General features: G+C 73.3%; 26 protein-coding genes. 6 read left to right on the top strand and 20 right to left on the bottom strand.

From position 1 onward, the window contains the following. Nucleotides 1-19: 19 nt before the first annotated feature. The gene (locus K1J57_RS33870; RefSeq protein WP_255647295.1) at nucleotides 20-142 is read left to right on the top strand and encodes a hypothetical protein; all 123 of its coding nucleotides are present in this window, start codon (nucleotides 20-22) and stop codon (nucleotides 140-142) included. Nucleotides 143-184: 42 nt separating this feature from the next. Here K1J57_RS33870 and K1J57_RS32740 read toward each other — a convergent pair whose 3' ends face one another. Both K1J57_RS32740 and K1J57_RS32735 read right to left on the bottom strand, forming a co-directional pair. After that, nucleotides 185-937, bottom strand: a complete 753-nt coding sequence (locus tag K1J57_RS32740; protein WP_220566075.1) for a hypothetical protein — start codon at nucleotides 935-937, stop codon at nucleotides 185-187. Between the two features lie 100 nt (nucleotides 938-1037). Next, entirely contained in the window at nucleotides 1038-1805 is a 768-nt protein-coding gene (locus K1J57_RS32735) for a GntR family transcriptional regulator (protein WP_220566074.1), read from the bottom strand. Nucleotides 1806-2000: 195 nt separating this feature from the next. On the opposite strand from K1J57_RS32735, the gene tgmA reads away from it, so the two are divergent. Genes tgmA through K1J57_RS32720 form a run of 3 tightly spaced genes read left to right on the top strand, consistent with a single transcriptional unit; the run spans nucleotide 2001 to nucleotide 4530 of the window. Then, on the top strand, nucleotides 2001-2348 hold the full coding sequence (tgmA, locus tag K1J57_RS32730; RefSeq protein ID WP_220566073.1) for a putative ATP-grasp-modified RiPP: 348 nt from the start codon (nucleotides 2001-2003) through the stop codon (nucleotides 2346-2348). A 29-nt stretch (nucleotides 2349-2377) separates the two neighbouring features. After that, entirely contained in the window at nucleotides 2378-3331 is a 954-nt protein-coding gene (tgmB, locus tag K1J57_RS32725) for an ATP-grasp ribosomal peptide maturase (protein ID WP_255647294.1), read from the top strand. Beyond that, nucleotides 3328-4530, top strand: coding sequence for a methyltransferase domain-containing protein (locus K1J57_RS32720; RefSeq protein ID WP_220566071.1), 1203 nt, complete (start codon nucleotides 3328-3330; stop codon nucleotides 4528-4530). The genes tgmB and K1J57_RS32720 overlap by 4 nt, the downstream gene beginning before the upstream one ends. A gap of 62 nt (nucleotides 4531-4592) precedes the next feature. On the opposite strand, the gene K1J57_RS32715 is transcribed toward K1J57_RS32720, so the two are convergent. The 14 genes from K1J57_RS32715 to K1J57_RS32650 all read right to left on the bottom strand — a co-directional run bounded on the left by K1J57_RS32715 (nucleotide 4593) and on the right by K1J57_RS32650 (nucleotide 19193). After that, entirely contained in the window at nucleotides 4593-5480 is an 888-nt protein-coding gene (locus K1J57_RS32715) for a helix-turn-helix transcriptional regulator (protein ID WP_220566070.1), read from the bottom strand. Next, nucleotides 5477-6790, bottom strand: coding sequence for a hypothetical protein (locus K1J57_RS32710; RefSeq protein ID WP_220566069.1), 1314 nt, complete (start codon nucleotides 6788-6790; stop codon nucleotides 5477-5479). The genes K1J57_RS32715 and K1J57_RS32710 overlap by 4 nt, the downstream gene beginning before the upstream one ends. 126 nt (nucleotides 6791-6916) lie before the next feature. Then, the gene (locus K1J57_RS32705) at nucleotides 6917-7474 is read right to left on the bottom strand and encodes a Scr1 family TA system antitoxin-like transcriptional regulator (protein ID WP_220566068.1); all 558 of its coding nucleotides are present in this window, start codon (nucleotides 7472-7474) and stop codon (nucleotides 6917-6919) included. Nucleotides 7475-7668: 194 nt separating this feature from the next. Then, nucleotides 7669-8598, bottom strand: a complete 930-nt coding sequence (locus tag K1J57_RS32700; protein ID WP_220566067.1) for a hypothetical protein — start codon at nucleotides 8596-8598, stop codon at nucleotides 7669-7671. A gap of 67 nt (nucleotides 8599-8665) precedes the next feature. Then, nucleotides 8666-9004: a WhiB family transcriptional regulator gene (locus K1J57_RS32695; RefSeq protein WP_277615515.1), complete on the bottom strand. Its 339-nt coding sequence runs from the start codon at nucleotides 9002-9004 to the stop codon at nucleotides 8666-8668. Between the two features lie 225 nt (nucleotides 9005-9229). Continuing rightward, nucleotides 9230-9808, bottom strand: a complete 579-nt coding sequence (locus tag K1J57_RS32690) for a Scr1 family TA system antitoxin-like transcriptional regulator (RefSeq protein ID WP_220566066.1) — start codon at nucleotides 9806-9808, stop codon at nucleotides 9230-9232. Nucleotides 9809-10037: 229 nt separating this feature from the next. After that, entirely contained in the window at nucleotides 10038-12965 is a 2928-nt protein-coding gene (locus tag K1J57_RS32685) for a type I polyketide synthase (protein ID WP_220566065.1), read from the bottom strand. Further along, nucleotides 12962-13666: a class I SAM-dependent methyltransferase gene (locus tag K1J57_RS32680; RefSeq protein ID WP_220566064.1), complete on the bottom strand. Its 705-nt coding sequence runs from the start codon at nucleotides 13664-13666 to the stop codon at nucleotides 12962-12964. Before K1J57_RS32680 ends, K1J57_RS32685 begins: the two co-directional genes overlap by 4 nt. Before the next feature lie 129 nt (nucleotides 13667-13795). Beyond that, nucleotides 13796-15181: a hypothetical protein gene (locus K1J57_RS32675; RefSeq protein ID WP_220566063.1), complete on the bottom strand. Its 1386-nt coding sequence runs from the start codon at nucleotides 15179-15181 to the stop codon at nucleotides 13796-13798. Next, nucleotides 15178-15966, bottom strand: coding sequence for a hypothetical protein (locus K1J57_RS32670; RefSeq protein WP_220566062.1), 789 nt, complete (start codon nucleotides 15964-15966; stop codon nucleotides 15178-15180). Before K1J57_RS32670 ends, K1J57_RS32675 begins: the two co-directional genes overlap by 4 nt. Next, nucleotides 15963-16541, bottom strand: a complete 579-nt coding sequence (locus K1J57_RS32665; RefSeq protein WP_220566061.1) for a hypothetical protein — start codon at nucleotides 16539-16541, stop codon at nucleotides 15963-15965. The genes K1J57_RS32670 and K1J57_RS32665 overlap by 4 nt, the downstream gene beginning before the upstream one ends. 172 nt (nucleotides 16542-16713) lie before the next feature. Next, nucleotides 16714-17367 carry a 2'-5' RNA ligase family protein gene (locus K1J57_RS32660; protein ID WP_220566060.1) on the bottom strand — a complete coding sequence of 218 codons (654 nt, stop codon included), beginning with the start codon at nucleotides 17365-17367 and terminating at the stop codon, nucleotides 16714-16716. 9 nt (nucleotides 17368-17376) lie between these two features. Then, entirely contained in the window at nucleotides 17377-18675 is a 1299-nt protein-coding gene (locus K1J57_RS32655) for a helix-turn-helix transcriptional regulator (RefSeq protein ID WP_220566059.1), read from the bottom strand. 83 nt (nucleotides 18676-18758) lie between these two features. Beyond that, nucleotides 18759-19193, bottom strand: a complete 435-nt coding sequence (locus tag K1J57_RS32650) for an ATP-binding protein (protein ID WP_370634703.1) — start codon at nucleotides 19191-19193, stop codon at nucleotides 18759-18761. A gap of 341 nt (nucleotides 19194-19534) precedes the next feature. On the opposite strand from K1J57_RS32650, the gene K1J57_RS32645 reads away from it, so the two are divergent. After that, the gene (locus K1J57_RS32645; RefSeq protein ID WP_220566057.1) at nucleotides 19535-20359 is read left to right on the top strand and encodes a helix-turn-helix transcriptional regulator; all 825 of its coding nucleotides are present in this window, start codon (nucleotides 19535-19537) and stop codon (nucleotides 20357-20359) included. A gap of 16 nt (nucleotides 20360-20375) precedes the next feature. Further along, nucleotides 20376-20573 carry a DUF397 domain-containing protein gene (locus K1J57_RS32640; RefSeq protein ID WP_255647292.1) on the top strand — a complete coding sequence of 66 codons (198 nt, stop codon included), beginning with the start codon at nucleotides 20376-20378 and terminating at the stop codon, nucleotides 20571-20573. Between the two features lie 384 nt (nucleotides 20574-20957). On the opposite strand, the gene K1J57_RS32635 is transcribed toward K1J57_RS32640, so the two are convergent. The 4 genes from K1J57_RS32635 to K1J57_RS33865 all read right to left on the bottom strand — a co-directional run bounded on the left by K1J57_RS32635 (nucleotide 20958) and on the right by K1J57_RS33865 (nucleotide 23390). Continuing rightward, complete coding sequence (locus K1J57_RS32635; RefSeq protein ID WP_220566056.1) at nucleotides 20958-22052, bottom strand: ParB/RepB/Spo0J family partition protein; 1095 nt, start codon at nucleotides 22050-22052, stop codon at nucleotides 20958-20960. Beyond that, nucleotides 22045-22743 (bottom strand): ParA family protein, encoded by a 699-nt coding sequence (locus K1J57_RS32630; protein ID WP_220566055.1) that lies wholly within the window; start codon nucleotides 22741-22743, stop codon nucleotides 22045-22047. Before K1J57_RS32630 ends, K1J57_RS32635 begins: the two co-directional genes overlap by 8 nt. Before the next feature lie 231 nt (nucleotides 22744-22974). Continuing rightward, on the bottom strand, nucleotides 22975-23253 hold the full coding sequence (locus K1J57_RS32625) for a hypothetical protein (protein ID WP_220566054.1): 279 nt from the start codon (nucleotides 23251-23253) through the stop codon (nucleotides 22975-22977). Between the two features lie 2 nt (nucleotides 23254-23255). Further along, complete coding sequence (locus K1J57_RS33865) at nucleotides 23256-23390, bottom strand: hypothetical protein (protein ID WP_255647291.1); 135 nt, start codon at nucleotides 23388-23390, stop codon at nucleotides 23256-23258. Nucleotides 23391-23600: the final 210 nt, after the last annotated feature.

Below are 23600 nucleotides of genomic sequence, written 5' to 3'. Positions count from 1 at the left end.
CTGGCGCGGTGCTGTGGACGTGGCCACGTGGGCCCCGGGGCGCCGTGGTGGATCCGGGGCGCTGGACCGGCGGGCGCTGCTGCGGCGCCGGATCGCCGCGCACGCCGCCGCACCGGCGCCCGTGCCCGCCTCGACGGCGTGAGCGGGCGGCCGCGCCCCGGCTCCGGGGGGGGCGGCCGCCGGGTCAGCCCTGCCGGATGACGGCGGCGGTGGCGTTGTCGTCCACCGCCTGGGCGCCGGCCCGGGCGTCCGCGGCGCGGGCTGCGGCGACCAGGGCGGCCGCGCACTGGGCCGGGTCGGCGGTCGCGGCCACGATGCGGTGCAGCTCGGCGTGGTCCAGGGCGTCGTGGACGCCGTCGCTGGTGAGCACCACGGCCGTCCACGGGCCGGAGTGGGTGGCGGTGCCCATGCTCGCGGGGTCGGCCGCCAGGCGCCCCAGCGTGGACGTGACGACGTGGTCGTGCTCGGCGGGGTCCTCGGCGACGGGTTCGCCGGCGGCGGCCAGTGCGCGCAGCCGGGCGCCCTCGGTGTGGTCGGTGGTGAGTTGGTGCAGGGTCTGGCCGTCGGGGTCCAGGACGTAGGCGCGCACGTCGCCGGTCCAGGCCACGGATACGCGCTGGTCGTCGCCGACGGCCACGGCGCCGACGGCGTCGGGCTCGGGCCAGTCGTCGGCGTCGCGGCCGGTGAGGGTGCGCCCGGCGGTCTCCAGGGCGGCGGGGGCCGAGCCGCCCGACAGGGCCGAGCGGATCGCGGCCAGGGCGGCGCCCTGGGCTGCGGCGGGCACGTCGGGGTGGGGGCCGTAGCCGTCCACCAGGGCGGCCGCCCACGTGGTGGACAGGGGTATGCGGGTCACGGTGACGGCGTCGCACTGGGAGGGCCTGGGGCCCTGGTCGGTGGCGGTGCCGACCCGGACCGGGGACGCGGGGGCGGAAGGCATGGTGGTCATCCTGTCGGTGCCGGGGCGCCGCGGGGGCGCGGTGCGGTGGGAGCCCGTCCCGTACCTGGGTGCGGGAGGGGTGATCGGGTCGGCGGCCGTCTCAGCGGTCGGCCGGTGCGGGCGCGGGAGGGCGCTCCAGCGGGTAGCCGATCGCGAACCGGTCGGCGCTCATGCGGGTGTCGTTGACCTCGACCACGGGGCCGCGGGCGCGGGCCGAGCGGGTGGTGCGGATGATGCGCAGCACCGGCACCCCCGCGCGCAGCTCCAGGGCTCGGCGCTCCTGGGCGGTCGCGGCTCGGGCGGTGATGGTCTCGGCCCACTCCAGCGGCCCGTGCCCGGCCTCTTCGAGGCGGTCGTAGATGCCGCCGGGGCCGGTGTCGGGGGCGGCGAGCACGGGCAGTTCGGCGACCGCGTCGGGGTGCAGGTAGGACACGGCGAGCTGGACGGGGGTGCGGGTCCGGGGGTCGCCCATCAGGCGGGTGCGGGTGGTGACCGGCGTCGCGGGTGCCACGTCCAGGAGGCGGGCGATGTCGGCCGGGGCGGGGGCGGTGGCCACCGTCGGGGTCTGGAGGGCTCGCCAGGGCTGGGCGACGGGGTCGAAGTAGTAGCCGATCTCATCGCGGAACACCCGCCGGGCGCGGGTGAGGACCTGGTGGTCGGGTGCGGGGCGCACGAGGGTGCCGCGCCGGCGCACCTTGTCCACGAGCCCCTCCTCCGCCAGGGCGGCCACGGCCTGGCGGACGGGGGTGCGGCTGGCCTGGTAGTGGGCCATGAGGTCGCTCTCCCGGGGCAGCGCCGTGCCGGGGGCGAACTCGCCTTCGGTGATGCGCTGCCTGAGGTCCGCGGCGATGTCGTCCCAGCGTGGCATGTGCGGTGTCTCCTCCCGGGGGTGGGCGACCTGCCCCCGAGGATAGGTAATTACCTATTGCGGGGATAGGGGGTGAGGACGCGATGATGCATTAGGTCATAACGTAACGGACTGTAGTGATCTTGGGGGGTGGCGGCACCGCCACAGCCTTCTTTCCCTCGCGTCACTGCGGCCCCTCCCTGGAAGGAACCCCCCATGCCCGATCACTCTGCGTTGCTGGAGTCCCCCGACGGGGAGACCCGCGCCTGCATCGCCCGCACCGGCGACGCCTTCCCCCTGGACCCCGCGGCCGCGATCGAGGCGGCGAGCACCGGCGGCCCCTCGGCGGTGCGGCCCTGGGGGCTGCGGTGGGCCGTGACGCCCCCGCTGCGCCCGCAGATCGCCGCGCAGGCCACGATGGTGGTCTACGACCCCGACCGCCAGCAGGGCGTGGACCGCCTCACCGGCGCCCCCACCCTGGGGCGGCGCGGCAGCGGCACCAAGGAGACCACCGGGACGCCGGACGGGTCGGCGCCGTCGGGCGAAGAGACCACGTCCGACTGATGGGGGGCTCTGCGCCTGTGCGGGGGGCGGTGCTGGTCCTGACCTCCCGTCAGGACGGCACCGCCGACCCGGTCGTCCACCACCTCCAGGAAGCCGGCGTGCCCGTGGTGCGCCTGGACCCCGGGGACTTCCCCGCCGGTGCGGTGCTGGACGCCGAACTGGGCGGGGCCGTGTGGGCGGGATCGGTCCGCGACGCGCACCGCGCCGTGGACCTGGCCTCGGTGCGGTCGGTGTACTACCGGCGGCCCACCCCGTTCTCCCTGGCCCCGGGCATGTCCGGGCCCGAACAGCGGTGGGCCTACCGGGAGGCCCGGATGGGGTTGGGCGGGGTGCTGCTGTCCCTGGACTGCCTGTGGCTGAACCGGCCCGCCGCGATGAGCGCCGCCGAGTACAAACCGGTACAGCTGACCACCGCGGCCCGGTGCGGGCTGGCGGTGCCGCCCACGCTGATCACCAGCGACCCCGAGCGCGCGCACGCCTGGGCCAGGGCCCGCCCGGGCCCGGTGGTGTACAAGCCCCTGGGCGGGGCCTTCCACGTGGAGGAGAGCCGCACACGCATCGTCTACGCCACCCGCGTGGGCGACCTGGAGGAGCTGCGCGACCCGGCGCTGTCGCTGACGGCGCACTGCCTCCAGGAGTGGGTGGACAAGGACCATGAGGCGCGGGTGGTCATCGTCGGCGGGCACATGTTCGCCGTGGCGATCCGCGTCGGCTCGCAGGCCGGGCACGTGGACTGGCGCAGCGACTACGCCTCGCACTCCTATGAGGTGGTGGAAGTGCCTGCGCGGGTGCGGGCCGGGCTGGGACGCTACATGCACGCCTTCGGGCTGGTCTACGGCGCCGCGGACTTCGTGATCTCGCCGGACGGGTCGTGGACGCTGCTGGAGGTCAACCCCAACGGCGAATGGGGCTGGCTCGCGCAGGCGTGCGCGCTGCCCATCGCCGCAACGATCGCGACCCTCCTGGAGAAAGGGACCCCATGACGGCAGAACAGGAGCGCACGCCGGCGGGGCTGGCGGCCGCGCTGATCGACGCGGGCGAACTCGCTGCGGGCACACGGCTCGCCGACGCGTTCGCCGCGGTGGACCGCGGCGCGTTCGTGCCCGTGTTCGCCGCGTTCGAGCACACCGGCCAGGGGGTGCGGTACCGGCTCATCGACGGCGCCGATCCCGCCCAGCGCGCCGAGTGGGCCCGGTACGTGTACGCCGATGAGACCCTCATCATCGAGATCGGCGGGCAGCCGGTCCGCCGCGCCCTGCCCGGCGGGACCGGCACGGGGCAGTGGACCAGCTCGTCCACGATGCCGAGCCTGATGGCCCGCCACCTGGCCGCCCTGGACCTGCACGAGGGCCTGCGGGTGCTGGAGATCGGGGTGGGCAGCGGCTACAACGCCGCCCTGCTGTCGCACCTGGTGGGCGGTGACCGGGTGACCAGCGTCGACATCTCGCCCGCCCTGGTGGACGCGGCCCGGTCGGCGGTGGCCTCCCAGGGGCTGCACCCGGTGCTCGTGGCGGGAGACGGCCACCTCGGCCATCCCGAGCGTGAGCCGTTCGACCGGATCATCGCGACCGCGGCCTTCTCGCACGTCCCACCGGCGTGGATCGGCCAGGCGGCCCCGGGCGGGATCATCCTGGTGAACCTGGCCGGGGCCACCGGCGGCGCGGTGGTGCGCCTGGAGGTCAAGGACGGCACCGCCCAGGGCCGGTTCCTGCCGCAGTGGGCGGGGTTCATGGCCGCCCGCAGCGCCGTGCCCGCTCGGCGCGCCGGGGCGGTGGAGGACGACGGCGACCAGGGGTGGACGGCCCTGGATCCGGGCACCGTGCACGGGGCCGGGCCGCAGGCCGCCGCCGGGGCGTTCCTGGCCCAGCTCGCCACAACCGACGCCAGCACCGTGCTCACCACGGCCGCCGACGGCACCGCGCTGCTGGCGCTGGAGGGCGCCGACGGGTCGTGGGCGGAGGTGGAGCTGGAGGCGGACCCGCGTGGCCGCCACCGGGTGGCGCAGGCCGGGCCGCGCCGCCTGTGGGACCTGGTGGAACAGGCGTGCACGTGGTGGGAGCGTGTGGGGTGCCCGGACTGGTCGGCGTTCGGCGTCACCGCCACCGCTGGTGAGCAGTGGGTGTGGCACGCCTCCCCCGACAGCCCGGACCGGTGGCCGCTGCCGGTGCCCGCGGCCGGGTAGTCCGCCCGGTGTGGAACGGCGCGGCAACCCTGGAAGCTCAGGGGCCGCCGCGCCGCTCTGTGTCACGCAAGGGCCGCATGGAGCATGGACGTCCTGATGTCTTGGATGAGGCGGACCGAGGCGGCGGCGGGGAGCGCGAGGCGTTCCCACTCGTCCTCGAAGACGGCGGTGTGGCGCCTGGTGTCGGCGGGCTTGTCCGTGAGCAGGCTCCGGTCTGCGGCCCGGGCGAAGAGCACGTCGTCCAGGCCGAGATCGGCACCGAACCCCACCAGGGCGAAAGGGCCCTGGACCATCGCCAGGTGTTCGCCGTGGCCGTAGGGGATGACGCGGATCTCCACCTCGGGGGCGCCCGCCGCCTCCTCCAGGTGGTGGAGCTGGCGCACCATGATGCCGGGGTCGGCCGTGACCCCCACGTGGAGGCGCAACGCCGCCTCGCTGACCAGGTAGCGCTGCCGCGGCCCGAGGGCGCGGGAGGCCAGCGTCGCCTGGCGGCGCATCACCACCTCCACCCGCGTGTCGACGGTGCCGGGGTCGGCATGGCACGCGGCGATGCACCGGGCGTAGGCGCGGGTCTGGAGCAGGTCGGGGAGCACCGTCGCGGCGGCGTGGCGGATCGTGTCGGCGCCGGCCTCCAGACCGATGTAGGCGCGCTGGTCGGGGGTGAGCAGGCGACGGAACTGGGCCCACCAGGCGGGCCTGCGTGCGGCCGCGCCCAGGGCCCGTAGTTCCCGCGCCAGCGGGGTTCCGGCCACGCCGTACTCCACCAGCAGGGCGTCGAGCATGGACTGGGGCAGGACCTGCTGCCCGCCCTCGTAACGCATCAGTTTGGCGTGGGACCAGTCCAGAGCCCGGGCGACCTGCTGCTGGGTGAGGCCGCGTGCGTGGCGCAGCTCCACCAGGGCGCGCATCAGCAGGTGCTGGTGTACGACGGGGCCGCGCTCGACGGTCACCGGGAGGCGTCCTTCCCGTGGTGGGGGTCCTCCAGGGCGTGAAGGTCCTGGGTGATCTGCTCCAGGTCGGGGTGGCCGGTGGCCTCCATCAGCTCCCGGGCCCGCACCAGCTCGGCGCGCGCGGCGGCGGTGTCGCCGCGCCGGGCGGCGATCCGGGACAGCTGGTGGTGCATCCCGGCCTGCTGGTGGATGCGGCCGCCGCGGGCGGCGTCGGCCAGGGACCGGCGAAGCATGTCCTCGGTCGCCTTGAGGGTGGCGGGGTCGGGATCCCCGTCCAGGAGGGTGGCCGCTGCGGCCTGGGTGCACCTGCCCGCCTGGTACAGGTCCGCATCGGGCAGGCCGGTGAGGGTGGTGCGGGCGCGGGTGAACAGTGCCAGCGCGTCCACCAGCCTGCCCTGGCGGGCCAGGGCCTCGCCGAGCTTGCGCTCGCTGATCGCCGCGCCGCGGGCGCGGCCGATGTGGCGGTGGGCGTCGATCGACTCCCGGTACAGCTCCCCGGCGCGCTCCAGGTCCCGGGTCTGGGCGGCGTGGTCGCCGAGGGTCTGGAGCGCGGAGGCCATCCCGGGGTGGTGGCCGGCGGCGGTGTAGAGGATCAGGGCGCGGTCCAGGTGGCGTTTGCGGGCATCGGGGTCGTCGGTGATGGTGGCCACCCGCTGGAGCATGAGCGCGGTGGCCACCTGGTGGCCCTCGTCCTGGGCGGCGGCCAACCCGGCCCGGTACAGCGTGGCCATCACCTCCCAGGGTTTGAGGGCGACCAGGGCAGTGGCCAGGTGGTCGGCCAGCCACCACGGGGCCGGGTGGCCTTCCTCGGCCAGGCGGGTGGCCAGGGCGGCCAGGTCGGCCAGCTCGGCGGCCACCCACCCCAGCGCCGCGCCCTCGTCGGCGAACCACGGCCCGCCGTTCTGGTCCTGGGCGGTGTGGGCTCGGGCGGCGCCGTCCTCGTCGGCCCGCCACCGCCACGGGTTGAGCTGCACATCCGCTGCTGCGGCGCGCAGCCGGTAGTGCTCGGCCAGCCGGTCCAGGGCCCTGTCCACATCGTCGGGGTCGGCCCGGGCGGCCAGGACCGGGCGGGCCTGGCCGGCCAGCGCGTACCGGGCGTGGGCCTGTTCGGTGGCGGTGCCGCGTTCGTCGGCGGCCCCGGCGGCCACCAGGGTGGCCAGCACCTCCCGGGCGGTGGCCACGGTGGTGTCGGCCAGGGCGGCCAGGGTGGCCGCGGTCAGGGTCGGGCCCGGGTGGGCGGTGGCCAGGGCGGCCACGCGGGCGTGGCCGGGGCCCATGGTGTCCAGGAGTGCGGCCAGGCGGCCGTGCATGGGGTCCTCCGTAGTGGGTGCGAGCGGGTGGGACGGGTCACGGGCGAGCAGCGCGGCGGTCAGGGTGAGCGTCCGGGCCGGGCCCGCCGCGGTGGCCCTTGGAAACTCAGGGGCCGCCGCGCCGGTCTATCCGGGGTAGGGGTCGGACGCCTCCCACAGGTCGGCGAACTGGTCCTGGTAAGCGTCCAGGATCTCGGCCGGGTCGCCTGGCGGCGTGTAGGCGCCCATGGGGCCCTCCACCACCACACAGCCGACCCCGTCGACCCCGTGCAGGATCTGGAAGCCCTCGGGGTGCACCGGATGGTAGGCCGGTACCACGCGCAGGTCGACGTGGTCCAGGTGGGCAAGGTCGGCCAGTTGCGCCCACTGGCGTGCCATGGCGGGCTGCGGCAGGATCTCCCGGTCCATGCCGGCGCGAGTGACCAGGATCCGGCGCGGGTGGGGAACGGTGCGCAGGAGGGAGGCGCGCGCCATGCGGTCGGTGAGGGCCTGGGCGGCCTCCTCGTCCGTGTAGGCGCCGGTGGCGGTCAGGACGGCGGCGGCGTACTCGCGGGTCTGCATGTAGTCGGGAACCGCCGTGGGTGTCCAGTGGTCGACGGGCCCGGCGGCCTCCTGGCGGCTCACTTCGCGCTGGATCAACAGCCGGGCGGCGGCCTGGGCGCGGGCCGGGGCGGGGAAGTGCATCGTGTCTCCTCCTCTGGGGTGCGGGGTGCGCAGCGGCCCCCGAGAGGGGTCCCTCAGGGGCCGCGGGTGCCTCCGCCACACCGGCGGAGGCAGGACCCCGCCCGGTGCAGGCGGGCGGGGGTGCCGCCCCTGGCGAGTAGGGCGGCGGGTTCCGTGCCCCGGGGAGGGGCGCGGGGGTCTCAGGTCATTGGGGCTCAGGCCGGGCGGGGATGGATGCGGGTCCGGGCGACGACGACACCGTGGTCACTGTGGGAGTTGAGGTGCACCTCGTGTCCGCCGCGCACCAGCTCCACGGTGTCGTCGCCGAGGATGTGGTCGATCGGCAACGCCTGGTCGGTGGTGGTGGTCGGCGCCAACCCGGCAGCGGGCCGGCCGCGTTGCTCCCAATCGACCTCGGCCAGGGCCCGGTATCCGGGCCCCAGTTCGGAGCGGCGCACACCGGCCCGTTCATCCCACGGGCCGAGAAGCTCGATGAAGGGCCGCGAGTCCTTGCCCCAGACCCACACGCCGGTGGAAACCTGGATCAGGCGTCCCTTCTCGCCGCGTTTTTCCGGAGGGACCCGCATCCAGTCGCGGTCTCCGCCGTGCGCACCGTCCAAGGCGCAGTTGAAATCGCCCATCAGGACGTTCGTCAGGCGCCGGTCGAACTGGGCGCGCAGCGTCTGGGCCTCGATGGCCCTCTTGTCCCCGGAGGCGTAGTGCAGGTGGGCGAGCTGGACCCGCAGGGCGATCCGGTCGGTGGGGTCGTCGGCCCACGAGAACCAGGCCGTGTTGTGCCCGGGGGTGTGATGGTCGGTGTGCGGCGCCGACCAGCCGCGCCTGCGCAGCAAGTCGGTGCGCCACGCGATCGCGGGCGGGTCGTCGCTGCGGTCGATGCCGCCGACGTCGACCTCATAGGGCACCCCGTAGAAGCGGGTGAGGATGGTCGCGACCTCGTCCTTGGCGCGCCCGGCCCTGTGCCACCACCGCCCTTCGCACATGCCCAGTACCGCCGGCGGGTCCTGGTCCGGGCAGTGGGTGGGTTCCAGGATCTTCGGCAGCAGGTCCAGGCGGCGGCCGGCGTCCAGTCCGGATTGGAGGTTGGTGGTCACCCACGTCACCTCGCGCGGCACGGTCGATGTCACGCGGTTCCTTCTTCCTTGGGGCGGTGGGATGTCGGTGTCCCACAGGTCGGGTGGGGGCGGTCCCCGGTCACGGCGTCGCTCCGGCGCCGGCCAGCACGCGGTGGTGGGCCTGTTCGGCGGCTGTGAGCAGCGCGTACCAGTCGCGGACGTTCGCGCGGCGGCGCAGCAGGGCACGGCGCTCGCGCTCGGTCATGCCGCCCCACACCCCGAACTCGATTCCCTCGTTCAGGGCCTTGGCCAGGCACCAGACGCGCACGGGGCAGTCCCGGCACAGGGCCTTGACGTGGTTCTGGGCCGCTCCCGGCAGGAAATGCAGCTCGGGGTCGACATCTTCGCGGCGGCAGGGGGCGCGCTCGATTTCGGCATAGGTGGGGCGTTCAGGGCGCGGCAGGCGGGTCGCGTTCACGGCGGGTCATGCTTCCTTTCCTGGGCGGGGTGAGGCGGACGGTGGGCGCGGCCGGGGCCGTGTGGCGGTGGGTGCGGCCCCGGCCGGGCGGGAGTGGTGCCGCTGCCGGGGGCTGGGGCAGGGACGGCGGCACCACCGGCCGGAAGGGGCCGGCCCCGCCGGGCCAGGGGCGGTGCCGGGGCTCCGGCCCGGGACGGCGGCCGCAGGACGGGCGGCCGCCGGGCTTCATGGCGCCAGCATCTGGGCGGTGAAGGGCTCGGCGTCCTTCCACAGCTCCTTGAACCGGGCGTGGTACTCGCGGGCGGCGCCCCTGATAGTGGCCGGGCCGTCGGGTCCGTCGGTGAACACCTGGCCGTCACGCAGGGCGAACCCGTCCGGGTACGCGACGCGCACCGCTTCGTCGGCCACGCGCACCTGGACATGGGGCAGGGCGGCCAGTTCGATGGTCTGCGCGTGCTGGGCGGCGATCTCGTGGGCCTCCAGGAACATGGGGGCGGTGAGCAGCCCGGACAGGGTCACCAGCAGCTCGCGGCCGATGGGGACGTTGCGCAGTACCGACACCCGCAGTTTGCGCATCCGCACGGTGTCCCGCACCATCGCGGCGGTGGGGTAGCGGCCGCATTCCTGCGCGTGAGCGTGTGCCCACACGGGGGTCTGGAACACCTCCGGCAGCCCGCCGGGGTACCACTGGCGGGTGGGATGGGCGGCCTCGTGGTGGGCGAGGGCGTACTCGTGCTCGTAGCGCTGCACGGCCTCTTGGCTCAGGTCGTCCCCGGTGTGCGTGGCCTGGTCGGCGGCGTTCACGGTCGGTCCTTGTCGTCCTTGGTCGTGGTCTGGGCTGAACGGGGCGCCCCCGGGGAGGACCCGCGTGCTCCCCGGGGGCGGGTGGGCCCTGGCGCTCGGGAGGTGCGCGGGCCCGTGGGGGTGGCCGATGGTCCTGCCCGGGGCGGCCGTGGGAGTGGGACGGCCGCCCCGGGCAGGGGGGACGTTTCCGGGGAGGGGGGGCGGAAACGTCCGGCTTGGGACAGGGTCGTCAGTCGGCGCGGTCGCGGCGCTCGGCCACCAGCTGCACCAGCCCGCGGGTGATGGAGGCGATGGTGGGCGCGTGCTCTGGCAGGTCCTGCGGGCGCGGCCGGAGCGGATGCAGCAGCCGGTGCTGGAGGCTGAGGCGGTCGATGCTGTGCAATCCCAGATCAGCCAGGTCCCGTTGGTAGTCGCCCACCCCCACCGGGACCGGAGCCAGAGCGGCCACCGCCGCCAGGACCACCTGGGACAGGGCGGTGTACAGGGCTTCTCCGTCCAGGTGGGCGACCCGCTCGGGCCAGTGGTCGGCGTCCGCGGGCGGCGCCTCCCACCGGGCGGGGGCCAAGTCCACCGGTACGCAGGGCACGTACGGCCACCGGATCGGCTGGTGGTGGGTATAGGCGGTGGCGGCCGCCAAGGCCAGCGCCCGGCGCTCGCCCTGGGGGTCGCCGGCGGCGACGGCGGTGATCACCTGGCCGTGGCGGGCGCGGATCCGGGTGGTGGGCTGGACCAGTACCGGACGCGGTGAGATCTCCGTGACCAGCAGCGGGCCGGTGCGGGCGTGCACCACCACGGTCTCCTCCCACCGCACCGGGGCGGCGAGTTGGGCAGCCCAGTACCGGCGGTGCAGGTCCTCACCGGCGGCCGGGCGGGCAGTGACGGTGGACACCAGCGGCAGGGTGCCGGGGCGGGGCCGCAGCCCGGTCAGGGCCCGGTCGAGACCGTCCAGGGCCTCGGCGGTGAGGTGGCGGCTGTGCGCGGGCGGTGAGCCGGGCAGCGGCCGCGGATCCATGCCGCGTTCGGTGAGGTCTCCGGTCAGGGTGCGCAGCGGCTCGCTGGCGCCGGAGAACACGCTCTGGTCGGGGGCGTTAAGGCAGGCCACGTCGACCTGGTGGGCCTGGGCCAGCTCGTGGGCGGTGGCGGCGTCCACGCGGGCGGCGACCATGCCGCCCAGCGGGGCCAGGGAGGCCAGCAGGTCGGCGCGGCGGCTGACCAGCAGGGCACCGTCCGACAGGGACAGGATGCCGGCGACGGTGGCGGCCGCGACCTCACCGAGGGAGTGGCCGGCCACCGCGTCCGGGGCCAGCCCCCACCGGTCCATCAGGGTGTGGGCCATGGCGACCTGGACCGCCCAGGTGGCGCGCTGGACCTGGCCGAGCCCGCGCGGGGGGCGGCCGGGCCGCCAGGCGGGACCGGACGTGTACGGCACCAGCGCTTCCAACGCCCGGTCCAGGTGCGCGGCGAACAACCGGTCTCGGGTGTACAGGTCGGCCGCCATGCCGTCGTGCGCGGCGCCGTGGCCGCCGAAGGCCCATAGCGTCCGCCACGGCCCGGGGTGGGCCGGGGGGCCGACCAGGTCGGGGTGGTGCTCCCCCCGGGCCAGGGCCCGCCAGGCGGGGGCGGTGGTGTCGGTGGAGCCGACGGCCACCACCGCCGCCCGGTGCTCCAGGTCCGGGGTGCTGCGGTGGGTGAGGTGGTGGCCCAGCCGCGACAGGGCCGGGGGAGTGCGGACCTGGACCGCGTCGGGGACCACCTCGGCCACGGCGCGCACCCGCTCGGGGGTGCGCGCGGACACCGGCAGGACCGCGGCCGCGCCCAGCCCGGGGTGGGTGCCCCGCCGCGGCGCCACCGACCGGGGGACGCCTGCCAGGAGCGCGCAGGCGATCGCCCCGCTGAACCCGAGCGCGACCACCCCGGTCCGGCGCCGGTGCGGCTCGTGGGGGAGGTGGTTGACGCGGTCGGTGGGCACGCGCAGCCCGGACCGGGTCAGCCAGTCGGGGGCCCGGTGGTGGCCGACGGTGGGCGGCACCCATCCGCCGTGGTGAAGCATGAGCGCTCCGGCCAGCAGCCCGGTGAGCCCTGCCGCGGCCTCGCCGTGCCCCCACAACCCCTTGACGGAGTGGATCCACAGCGGGTCGCCCGGGTCGCGCCGGTACGCCTGGGCCAGGGCGCGGGCCTCGGCGCGGGCGCCGGCCTTGGTTCCGGGGCCGTGGGTGATGACCAGCGGCACCCGGTCCGCGGGCACGCCCGCCTCGGTGTGGGTGCGGACGATCAGCTCGGCCAGGGCGTCGGCCGACGGCATGCCCATCCCCGCGGATCGACCATCCGAGCCGGTGGCGGTGTGCTCGATGAGGGCATAGATGCGGTCGTGGCTCTCGCGGGCCTGGCCGTAGGGGCGCAGCACCGCGGCCACCACGGCCTCGCCGCGCACGTACCCGTGGGCGTCGGCGTCGAACGGGCGCACGTCGCCGTCGGCGGCCAGGACGCCGGGGCCGGCGCGGAACGCCCGGGTGGGCACCGGGTGGGTCAGGGAGCTGGCGCCGATGACGATGGCGGTGGTGACCGTGCCGTCGGCCAGATCCCGGCGGGCGGCGTGCAGGGCGTACAGGCTGCCCGAGCACGACGTGTCGTAGGTGACCAGGGGGCCGCGGGCGTCCAGCCACCGGGAGACGGGGGTGGCGACCATCCCGGCGCCGCCCGCGGCCAGCTCCGACAGGGTGGGCTGCGCACCGGCCGCGAACACCCTCAGGGCGTCGTCGGGGGAGGCGGCCCCGAGGTAGATGCCGGTGCGGGGCCCGGCCAGCGTGTCGGGGCGGATCCCGGCATCGGCCAGGGCCTCGGCGGCGACCTGGAGCACCAGGACCTGCGTGGGGGACAGGTGCGCGGTGTCCGAGGCGCGCAGCCCCAGCACGGTGGCGTCGACGGCCTGGGGCCAGGTGATCAGGGCGGCGGGCCACGGGTCGCCGCCCCGGTCGGCCGGGTGCAGCAGCTCCTGCATGGCCTGCCACCTCTCGGCCGGGTAGTGGCCGATCGCGGTTTTCCCACCGGTGAGTGCCTCCCACATGCCGTGGGGGCCGACGGTGTCGCCCGCTCCCGGGCCGGGGAGGCGGGCGCCGATCCCGACCAGGGCGGGGGTGTGCGCAGGGTGTCCGGTCACGGGAGCACCACCTCCCACACCACGACGGCGCCGACGGTGCGCACGGTGATGTGGGCGGCGGGGCCGCACACCTGCCGGAGCACGTCCTCCAACCCCTGGGCGGTGTCGCCGGTGTTGTGGAAGATGTTCTTGCGGCCGTTGTAGAGCCGCCTCATGCGGGCCCCGGCGCGGGAGATGGGGGCGGGGTCGGCCTCGCCGAGGATCCCGCACCCGAACAGCCGCCCGCCGCCGCCCGCCGCGCGGACCATCTGGGCGAACGCCTCGCGCTTGGCCGCGAACCCCTCACCGGGCAGGGTGTGGGTGACCATCACGCACCCGACGCTGCGCCCCTCCCGGGTTGGCGCCGGGACCGGCCAGGGGGCCAGGGCGTCGGTGAGGTGGCGGTCCACCTGTACACCGCGGCGGCGCAGCCTGCGGGCGGTGACGGCCAGGGCCGCGGGGTTGAGGTCCAGCAGGGCCACGCGCGTGACCGGCTCCCGGCCCGCCCGGCGCCGCCGGCGCAGCGCCCGCACGAGGAACCGGCCGTTGCCGGGGCCGACCTCGACGTGGTCGACGGCCATGTGGCGGTCGTACAGGGCCTCGATCTGCTGGTTCTCGACGCCCCACAGCGGCCGGTGGGACAGCAGGTGGATCAGGACGGTGTACACCGACAGGGTCGCGGTGTTGTACAGGGCGGGGTTGCTGCGGCTGCGCGGTGCCACCGCGGCGGCACCGGGTTGGGGGATGAAATGGTCATCGGTCGTCGGACGACGGTCCGGCTGGGGTGCGGGCTGAAACATGGGGGGCCTCCACAGGGGGTGGGGGGAACGGGGGGGTGAGGTGGGCCGGGTTCAGCCGGCCATGAGGGGCGCCATGCGGTCGGGCTGGTCCAGGCCCTGGCCCCACAGCGTGGCCAGCTCCGGGTTGGACCGCACCGCGTCGACCATGGCCCGCACCTTGGCGTGGTACGGGTCGTGGTCGTTGTGGTAGGCGTTGACCATCGCCCCGAACCCGGCGGTGTGGTGCCCGTGGTCCTGGTCGTAGGTGGCCATGGCCTCGCGGTAAAACCGCTCGTCCAGGGGCTCGCCGGACAGCCACTGTCGGTGGAGCAGCTCGGCGAGGTTGACCCCGGCCAGGGTGGAGGCGGCCGCGCCCTGGCCGCTGGCGGGCTCGGTGGTGCGGGTGATGCCGCCGATCCCCACCACGGGGCGGCCGCGGCCGGTCAGCGTGACGGCGTCGCGCACCTGGGGTTGCACCCTCTCCAGCAGTTCCGAGCCGGGGATGAGCGTGCACTCGGCCAGGCGCTCGCCGAGGTCGGCGTCCACCCGCTCCGCGGCCAGGTGCTGGATGTGCTGCCAGATGGCCCCGGGCGGGTAGGTGGCGGGCACCCGGTCCGGTAGGCGTGTCCCGTCCGGGTTCGCCCCCGCGTAGTGGGGGCGGCGCTCCACCGGCAGGGTGTCCAGCGGGCCGCCGGGGCGAGCCAGCACCTGCACGCAGGCCCCGGCGATCGTCGGGACGGCGATGGCGCGCTCGATGTACGCCGAGGACAGGGCGCTCACCCGCTCCGGGGAGAGCGGAACCATGGACACGACCGGCATCACCATCACCTCCGCGCCGGGCAGGCTCCACATCTCCATGGCCCAGTGCTCGCCCCGCCCCGTCCACGTGGTGTCCCCCAGCCAGTCCCATCCCTGGATGTGGGCTTGGAGCACGACGCGGTCCGAGGCCCCCGAGGCCGCCCCCACGACGGGGAACATGCTGCGCATCGGGTTGCGTTCACCGCCGCCCACCACCGTCGCGTCGAACCGCTCCGCGAGGATGTCCAGCTCCTGGCCGTGGCAGGTGCTGATGTGCAAGGTGCTGCGGTTCTCGTCGTCCAGCATCTCCAGCCAGCGGGCGCCGATCAGGCGGGAGTCGATCGCGGTCGCCTCCCCGGGCAGGGGGGCCATGATCTCCACGGGCTCGGTGCCGTCGTCCAGGACCAGCCGCACCGCCGTCACGGGGGGCGCGTCGTGCGCCCACAGGTCCAACCCCAGGTGCTGCTCCCACTGGCGGGTGGTGGGCAGGCTGATCTGGGTGAGGCCGGCCGCTGAGCCCAGGATCTCCGGGATGGTCAGCCGCGACATGACGTCCACGCGCCAACCGTGGCGGGCCAGGGCGGTGGCGGCGGTGAGCACGGACCGGCCGGTACCGACGATCAGCGCCGACGGCGGGCGCTGGTGTGCGTTGTTGTTCATGGGCGCTTTCCCAGGTGGTTGATGGCGGTGTACAGGTCGGGGGCAAGGCTGGGGTCGCCGACCACCACGGGGGTGTTCGCCGGCAGACCCCACGTCGCGCGCACCACGTCCGGAGCGGGGTCGGGTCCCTCCAGGGGGGCGGTCATCGCGACGACGGGGATACCGGTGGCGCTCAGCGCCCCGGGCAGTTCCCCGGGAGTGGGGGCGGTGGGGTTGCCGACGATCACCGCGGCCGCGGCGGCCGAGGCCAGCTCACTCCAGCGCGCATCGGCGGGGTGCAGGCCGGCGACGGCGACCACGACGACCTGGTGGCGGGCAGAGGTGGGAGAGACGCCCACCCACATCGACCCGGGCAGGTGCGTCTGCACCGGCAACGGCCCGGTGTCGGTGATCTGCCCCAGCGCCCGCGTCAGGGGCTGGCCGGGGTCGGCGCCGACCAGCACCACCAGGTCCACGCACACCGGGGCGACCGCGTCTGCGCCGGTCCAGACAGCGAGCCGGTCGGGGAGCCATCCCGGGCGCAGCACACGGATCAGGTCGCGCTCTCGCAGCCGGTGCAGGGCCACCGCGACGGCCACGACGGGTTCGGCGGTGCGGGCCGCCAGCTCGACGGTGGTGGCCACCCGGCCCAGCCCGCGCAGGGCGTACAGCACGCACAGGGCCGCATCGTCCAGCCCGCCCGGGAGGCGTGTCTCCGGGACGGCCATGACCGGGGTGGCCGTACTGATACCGATCGGCCGCGAGCCCACCCACAGGGGAGCGGTCACCGATGCGTGGCGCTTCATGAGGCGCCCGCGACCAGCGGCCGCAGCTCCGGGTGCGTGCGCAGCGCGTCGGCCAGGGTGGCCAGGGCGTGCCCCAGCCGCGGCAGCGTCCCCGCGGCGGCCTCCTGCCGGGGCGGGATGTCGCCGACCAGGCCGAGCGTGCCGGCGATGGGGAAGACGACCACCGGCCACTCCTGGCCACGCCCGCCCTCCTCCTGCGGTTCAGGGGTGCGGTACTTGATCGTGATCAGCTCGGCGACCTCCGCCGCCACCGGCATGGCGCGCACCGGGCCGGGCCCGGCCGGATCGACCCGATGCTGCGCCAACTCGCGCTTGATGTGGTCGGCCCCCCGCGACAGGGCCAGCAGCCGCTGCCCGATCGCGGCCAGCGACTCGGCCCGCGCCTGGGCCTGCCCCTCGACGGGGGAGACGTCGCCGCCGGCGAACGCGATCACGACACCGTCGGTGTCGAACAGGACGAGATCGCCCATGCCGTGTTCAGCGCGGGCCTCGGTGAGGAGCGGGGCCAGGGCCTCGATCTTCTGGTGTGCCACCAGCTGGGGTGCCATCTGGGGTGGTGCCGTTGGGGTGGTCATGCGGCCACAGTGCAGGACCGGGCACCGGCAGCGCATTGCCGTGGTGTCAACAGATCCGTTGCCAAATGGCAATGCAGGTCACAGCGGGTGCGCGCCGCAAAAAAGTTCCCCGAAAACACGGGTACGGCCCCGGCCGGAGACAGATCCGGTCGGGGCCGTCGGCGGTGGCGGGTCAGGCCAGGGGCAGCGCTTCGGCCCGGTCCCACCGGTACAGGTGGCCGTCCCGGCGCAGGGCGATGAGCGACAGGTGGTCGACCTCCACCATCACCGGCACCCCGGCGGCGGCCAGGTCCTCACGCACCGGCTCCAGCGGCAGGCCGGTGGTGTTGGCGTAGGCCAGCGAGACGTGCGGACGCCACTCGGGGCCGCCCTCGACGCCGTCGGCGCCCACCACCTCGCCGATCGCCTCCCTCACCCGGTCGCGCACCGCGTCCAGGGCGCGGGCGCCCTCCCCGCGGGCGGGCAGGTTGATGCCCTCAGCGTCCACCGCCACCGGCCCCAACTCCACCACCAGGGGACCGGTGCCGGCCACCGCCCGCCGCACGGCCGCCGCCACGGCGGTGATCCGCTGAGCGTCCACCTGGGCGGTATCGCCCACCCCCTGCATGGTCAGGTGCAGCCACCGGTCCGGGATCAGATCCCAGCCGGTGCGGTCCACCAGCGGCCGCAGCCGGGCCGTCTCCGCGCGCAGCACCGGGGTACCGGGCTGCCCGCCGAACGTGGCGTGGACGGTCCACCAACTGGTGGTGGGCCCCCATCCGGGGCGCACCCACCAGTGGTCCCGGGTGGTCGCATCGGTGCTGGGTGCGGGGGCGGTCAGCGTCATCGGGCTCCCTCAGGTCGTACGAACGAACGCGGCAGTGCGCTCCCTCAGCGTGTCCGTCTCCGCCCCCGACGGCAAGGCGCGAACGACCTGGCGCAGCCGGAGCTTGAGCGGGGTGGCCCGCTGCTCGGCGGGCGTCTCCAACACCAGGGCGACGGCGGCCATGGCCTCCTCCGCACGCCCCAGCCGGGCCAGCCCCAACGCCCGGTGCAGGGCCAGCATCCGCTCCGAACCCGGGTTGCGGACCATGACGTCGGCGGCGACCTCCAAGCCCTCATCGGCGACCCGCACCGCCTCCGCCGGCCGGTCCAGGTCCAGCAGCGTCTCCACGTGGTACCCGAAGGCCCGGGAGGGCCCGCACGCCAGCGGCCCGGCCAGATCGCTGTCCTGGGTCGCCTCGGCGTGCAACACCCGGCGGGCCTGGGCCAGCAGGTCCAGGGCCGCGTCCTCCTCGCCCAGGTGGGCGTGGTCCTGGGCCAGGGCGCTGAGCGTGATGAGCAGCGCCCCGCCGCCGACCCGCTGGGCGGCCTCCAGGCCGGTGGCCGCGTACCGCACCCCGTCCCGGCGGCGCGCCTCCCAGTACGCGATGGTGCGGCGCAGCACCGCCGCCCACGCGGCCACGCCCTCGTGGCCGCTGTACTCCGCGCACGCCTGCGCGGCTCGGGCGTGCACCGCGGCCTGGTCGGGGCGGCCCTGGTCCACGCTCACCCACCCCGCCAGCGCCGTATGCCACCCGGCCAGCGCCCACACCTCCCGGGCCCGCGCCGGCGACGGGTTGCGGATCCGCCACGCGGTCACGTGGTCCTCGATCCGCACCAGGTCGGACAGGGTCTCCCCGATCGGCACGGTGAGGTACCGGGCGGCCGCCCCGCGCAGATACGCGTCCACCGCGGCCGCCGACCAGTCGCCGACGGCGTCCCGCTCGACCTGGAGCAGCAGGCCGGCGCTGCCGCGCGCCAGGGACTCCAGCAGACCGCTCTCCCCGGCCTCGGCCTGCGGGGACCGGGCGGCGATGGCGTCCACCCGCTCGGCCGCCGACGGCAGGCCGAGCCCGTCCAGGGCATCGCGGATGATCTCGATGTTGCGCGTACGGCGGCGGCCGTTGATGTGCCGCGACACCTCCGAGGCCGACATGCCCGTCAGCCGCACCATGTCCGCCTGCGACAGGCCGGTATGGCGCTCCACCAGCGCCAGCACCGCACCCAAGTCCAGGTCCTCCAGGGCCTGGCGCACATCAGGGCGGGACCAGAACGCCGGCGGCACGGGCACCGTGTCCGCGCCCCATGTCCTGTCGTCCGGCAGAGTCAGCATCGTCGGTGGCTCTTCCTTGCTCGGTCGGTCGGGGACGGCACGCGCCCCGGCGCCGCGCGAGGGCTCCGGGGTCGCGTGGCCGGTCATGCGGCGTACAGCCCGGTGGGGTGGGACCACACCGTTGTGCCGGCGGACAGCACGCCCTGTGGGCTCATCCATCCCGCGTGCGGCTCGGCACCCCAGGAATCGCTGAGGGCGTCGACCAGGAAAAGGCCGCGCCCGTGCTCGTCCAGGGCAGCGGCATCGGTCGCGGCCGCGCCCAGGGCGGGAGGGGCGCCTCCGGGAAGGCCGGCGTCGCGGACCTCGATCCGCACCGCCCGGTCGGCGCGGCGCACCAGCATCCGCAGGGCGATCAGGCCGCGGCCGCTGTCGGTGTGCTTGTGGGCGTTGGTGACCAGCTCGCTCACGATGATCGCCGCGGCCTCGATCGGGTCCGGTGCGGCTCCCCACCCGGCGGCTGTCTCGCTCATCCATGCGCGGGCGTGGGCGGGGGCCGTGTTGAAGCGGCCCGACAGCACGGTCACCGCTTGGGCGGTGAAGTCCAACCAGGACGGGGCATCTGAGACGGGGAGGATCCCGCCATTGACGTTGAACGTTCTCGAACGGGTAGCATTCATGTACTCACCGCTTCTCGCAAAGGTGTCGGTGAGGACCAGCCTCGGGGCCGCCTAGCGCGCGGCCGCCGAGGCTTTTTTGATCCCCGGACCCGCCTTCTCCGTGGTGCACGTGGCCGACACCACACGGGCCGTAACCGAAGCGTCCCCCCTCGCGCCTGCGGAGGCTACAGACAGGCGCATAATCAGCCACAATCACAGCATGCCATGGCATAGAACTGGCATTCACTTGTCATACTTGCGGCATGGCACGTGAAAAGACCGCTGTGGACGAGCTGGCGTTGTCGCGCTTCGCCGATGAGCTGAGGGCCCGACGCGTCAGCGCCGGGCTGAGCCAGACCGAGTTGGGCCAACTCGCGGGGTATTCCCGCCAGGCAGTGGGAGAGGTTGAACGGCTGCGTCAGCCACCCACACGGAAGCTGGCGGAAGCACTGGACAAGGCCCTTGAGGCCAGAGGCGAACTGCTGGCCCTGCTTCCGCGCCGCGGAGTTCCCGAGCGCGGTCGCCTGATGATCGGATACGTCCCACTGGAAAGGCAGGCCACCTCCCTGGACCAGTTCCACGCCCAAGTCGTACCTGCGCTGCTCCAGACCGAGGACTACGCTCGGGCGGACCTGGCGGGCACTGTGCCGCCACAGCCCTCATCGGTGCTGGACGAGTGGCTGCGCACACGGATGGAGCGCCAGCGGGTCCGGCGAAAGCACCCGTTGGCTGCCCAGTTCGTCATCGATGAGGGGGCTCTCCGTCGACAGATTGGCGGACCTGAGGTAATGGCCGCGCAGTACAAGCACATCCTGAGCCAGATGGACGATCCGTTCGTAACGGTGCAGGTGCTACCGTTCTCAGCCGGTGCGCATCCCGCGCAGCACGGGGCTTGCACGATCCTGCACTTGGAGGGTCCGCATGCCGAGCCCGTGCTATATGTCGAAACCATGGCTGGAAGCCAAATCGTGGCCGAACCAACCGTGGTCGCGCAGGCCGCGCGCCGGTTCGCCGCGTTGCGGGGAATCGCGCTCTCCCCGGCCCACAGCCGGGAGTACATCCGAGCGCTGGCAACATCCGAGCACTAGCAGAAGGACATCACGCATGAGCAGCATGCCCGTTCCGCCCGACGAGGACTTCCGCAAGTCCACGTACAGCTCGCAGGGCGGGGAGTGCGTTGAGTACGCGCAGACGGGGGACTCCGCCCATCTGCGCGACACTAAGAACCGCGACCAGCTGTGCCTGTCCGTGTCCCTGTACGAGATGACCGCATTCCTCCGAGCGGCTCCCTCCGCCCGCTAGAAGACGGCAATCGGCCCCCTGCCAAGGCGACATGGCAGGGGGCCGATGCATGTGTGGGCTCAGGCTACCCCGGTGGCCTCCACTATCGCTAGGACCAAGGTCCATGCCATCCGAGCGTCTCTGGAGCTTCCCGCGGCAAGCACCATGGCTTAAGGCGCTAACGAACCGTGTGGTCCAGCGTTCAGATCGGAGGTTCGGATTAACGCCGTTAATCAGCATCTCCCGCTGAGACCACTGCTCTGTGGAACGAGCCTGCTCGATCCTCGCTCCAGCAAGCTAGGGAATGCTTCGGCCCCCTGCCCGGTGGGGCAAGGGGCCGAAGCAAGGGCCTTGCAGGGCAGACTGGTCCTCTCGTTCACGGGAAGCCCAGTGACTCAAGATCAACTACTGCACCGTGGCTCGGGCCAGGATCGCAGTGGCCAACTCATTGAACTTGTCGGCTCCGAGCCGTTGGTGCAGCTCATCTACGATCTGTTCGGGTTCCCACGTCAGCTCCAAGGTCAACTGCTCGTACCGAGGTCGGTCGCTTTCCCCCTCCGGATTAACGGCGTTAATCGGCTGAGGCACCCTCGCCACGGGAAGGTTGTCCCCCTCGGCAGCACCATCCTCCCCATTAACGCCGTTAGTCGCTTGCTGCACTAGGGGTGGTTGGCTGCCCTCAGCACCCTCCTGCGTGGCGTCCCGGTGCCGGTCCACCTCCAAGCCACCCGGAGAGCTGCTTGTCCCGTCAGGATTAACGGCGTTAATCGGCTGAGGCACCCTCGCCACGGGAAGGCTGTCCCCCTCGGCACCACCCTCCCCATTAACGCCGTTAATCAGTGCCTCCCACTGGGACCACTGATCTGCGGCGTCGTACCGAGCCAGCGAACGAGCCTGCTCGACCTTCACCCTGCCGGCAAGAAACTCAGTCTGGAGTTCGGGCACCAGCTTGAGGAGACTCAGGCGTTGGGAGATGAACGCACTGGTGCGGCCTAGGCGCTCTGCCAGTTCCTTCTGGTTCAGGCCCAAGAGATCCCGGAGTTGCTCTAGGGAACGGGCCTCCTCCAAGGGGTGCAGGTCGACACGGTGCATGTTTTCAACGATGGCCGCTTCCAAGATGAGGGCGGCGCTATCCGGTGAGTCATCAACGTGAACGATCAGCTCAGGCAACGACGCATGGTGTGCAGCCGCCAAGCGTCGAGAGCCAGCAACCACAACCAGGTCGGCATCCCCGACGACCGCTTCATCCTCGGGCATGAGGGCGAGATATGCGGCTCGCGTCATCGCCACCACTGGTTGCTTCTGGCCCACCGTGCGCAGGCTGTGCGCCAGTTCATCCACCTCGGTCATCGTCTGCCGAGGGTTGTGGGGGTTCGGTGCGAGCTTGGCAAGCGGGACCGTGATCGGCGGCCGAGTGTAGGTCTTCCGAGGGTGGTCCGGAGGAGGTGCCTGGCGTCGCTCTGCCCTCTGGTTCTTGAGTTTCCGCAGTCCGCTACTCATAGCTCAAGATTTTCTCGCCTAGGGCGAGGATTCCTTCCTCGAAACGCTCGGCTCGTTTGGGTACCGGCTCCCGTGTGATGGGGATGCGAATCTGGCGGTTGGGGATCCACGTCTCGTTGGGGAGAGGATCAGCGATGTCAAAGCCAGCTGCTTCGATCGCTTCAAGCCGGTTGATCGCCCATTGCGGGGGAGAGATCGGGGTCTTGTTCGGCACGATGAGGATGGGGTAGTCAGCTAGCTCCCGAGTCATGGCCTCAAGAGACTTGAACTCCTTCTGGCCGAAGGTGACAGGGCTCACCGTGACCTTGGCGACTCCCATGGCTGCGTACGTCAGGGGAAGGCCACCAGGATGAGTGTCGATGACGATATCCCGCCCCCAGTCAGCCGCCCACTTCCTGATCAGACCCTGCATGGTCTCAACGTCCGGCTGGACCCTCTCCAGGTCGCGGTGAGACGGTAGCAGGTCAGGCTTGTTGCGCCCGTTCAAGAAGCGGGGGGTCTTACCCGAACTGATCGCGTCGAGCAGGGGGGCGTTGACTCGATCCTCGAAGTTGTATCCCCAGGACTTGGTCACACCACCGTCGTCGAAGTCCAAGTCCAGCAGGACCGCGTCCAACTGCCAGGCAAGCTCGTAGGCGATGGTCGATTTGCCGACTCCGCCCTTCCATGCCGCCACTGTGTAGATCGTCATGCGCCTCATTATGCTCCTGGTGCAAAGCCATGAGAAGGCAACGAGAGCAGCTGAGGCCACACCGTGAGGCTGTGGGTGACTCCTGGAGGGTCAACAACCACTCACCGGATTAACGGCGTTAATCGCCAATCCATGGCTTGAGGCTCGGCATGCGCCCCCAACGACATCGCCCACGAACGACAAGGCCCAGCCAGTTTCCCGGCTGGGCCCGCACGCGTTCCGGCCTAGACGCTACGGCCGGCACCCTCCCGGCATGGTGTGGTACCTCGCCTCCTCCTTGTCTCCGAAATCAACACGGATCCCGCAGCGGACGCACTGGGCGATCTTGATGACGTAACCGCACACCGCATCCTCCACCAGGCCGCGCGCGCCCCGCGGCGCGTGGTTGAGCACGTACTGAGGGCCGTTCACGGCGGTGCATTCCGGTGTGGGGCAGTAGTAGCCCCGGGCTCCGATGGAGCCGGTGGACTGCATCGGCGTCTTGCACTTGGGGCAGATGGGAGCGGACATGGTCAGCTCCCCGAGGTCAGAGGGGTGCGGTTCACGCCGAGGGCGTCGGCGAGAGCGAGCATGTCGCGTTCGGTTCGCGAGAGCGGGGGCGTGGTTGACGTCGGGTCGGAGGTCGGGGTCGGGGTACGGTTGGTCACAGGAATCTCCTTGTAGCGAGGTCGGTTCCGGGGCCCGGGGTAGGCGTTGCAGCGCCAGTGACCCCGGGCCTTTATGTGGTCGGGGTCGCCCCCGGCCGCATCTCCACCTTGCACTCTCGCAAGGTTTCATGCAAGCATGCTTGCATGTTTTCATGAAAACATGATTTCATGAAAGTAGGCAAACATGGTTGTAAGGTCTCAGGGCAACAG

This window comes from Nocardiopsis sp. MT53, assembly GCF_019598965.1.
Taxonomy (GTDB): Bacteria; Actinomycetota; Actinomycetes; order Streptosporangiales; family Streptosporangiaceae; genus Nocardiopsis; species Nocardiopsis changdeensis.
This window is presented reverse-complemented; position numbering and strand designations above follow the sequence as displayed.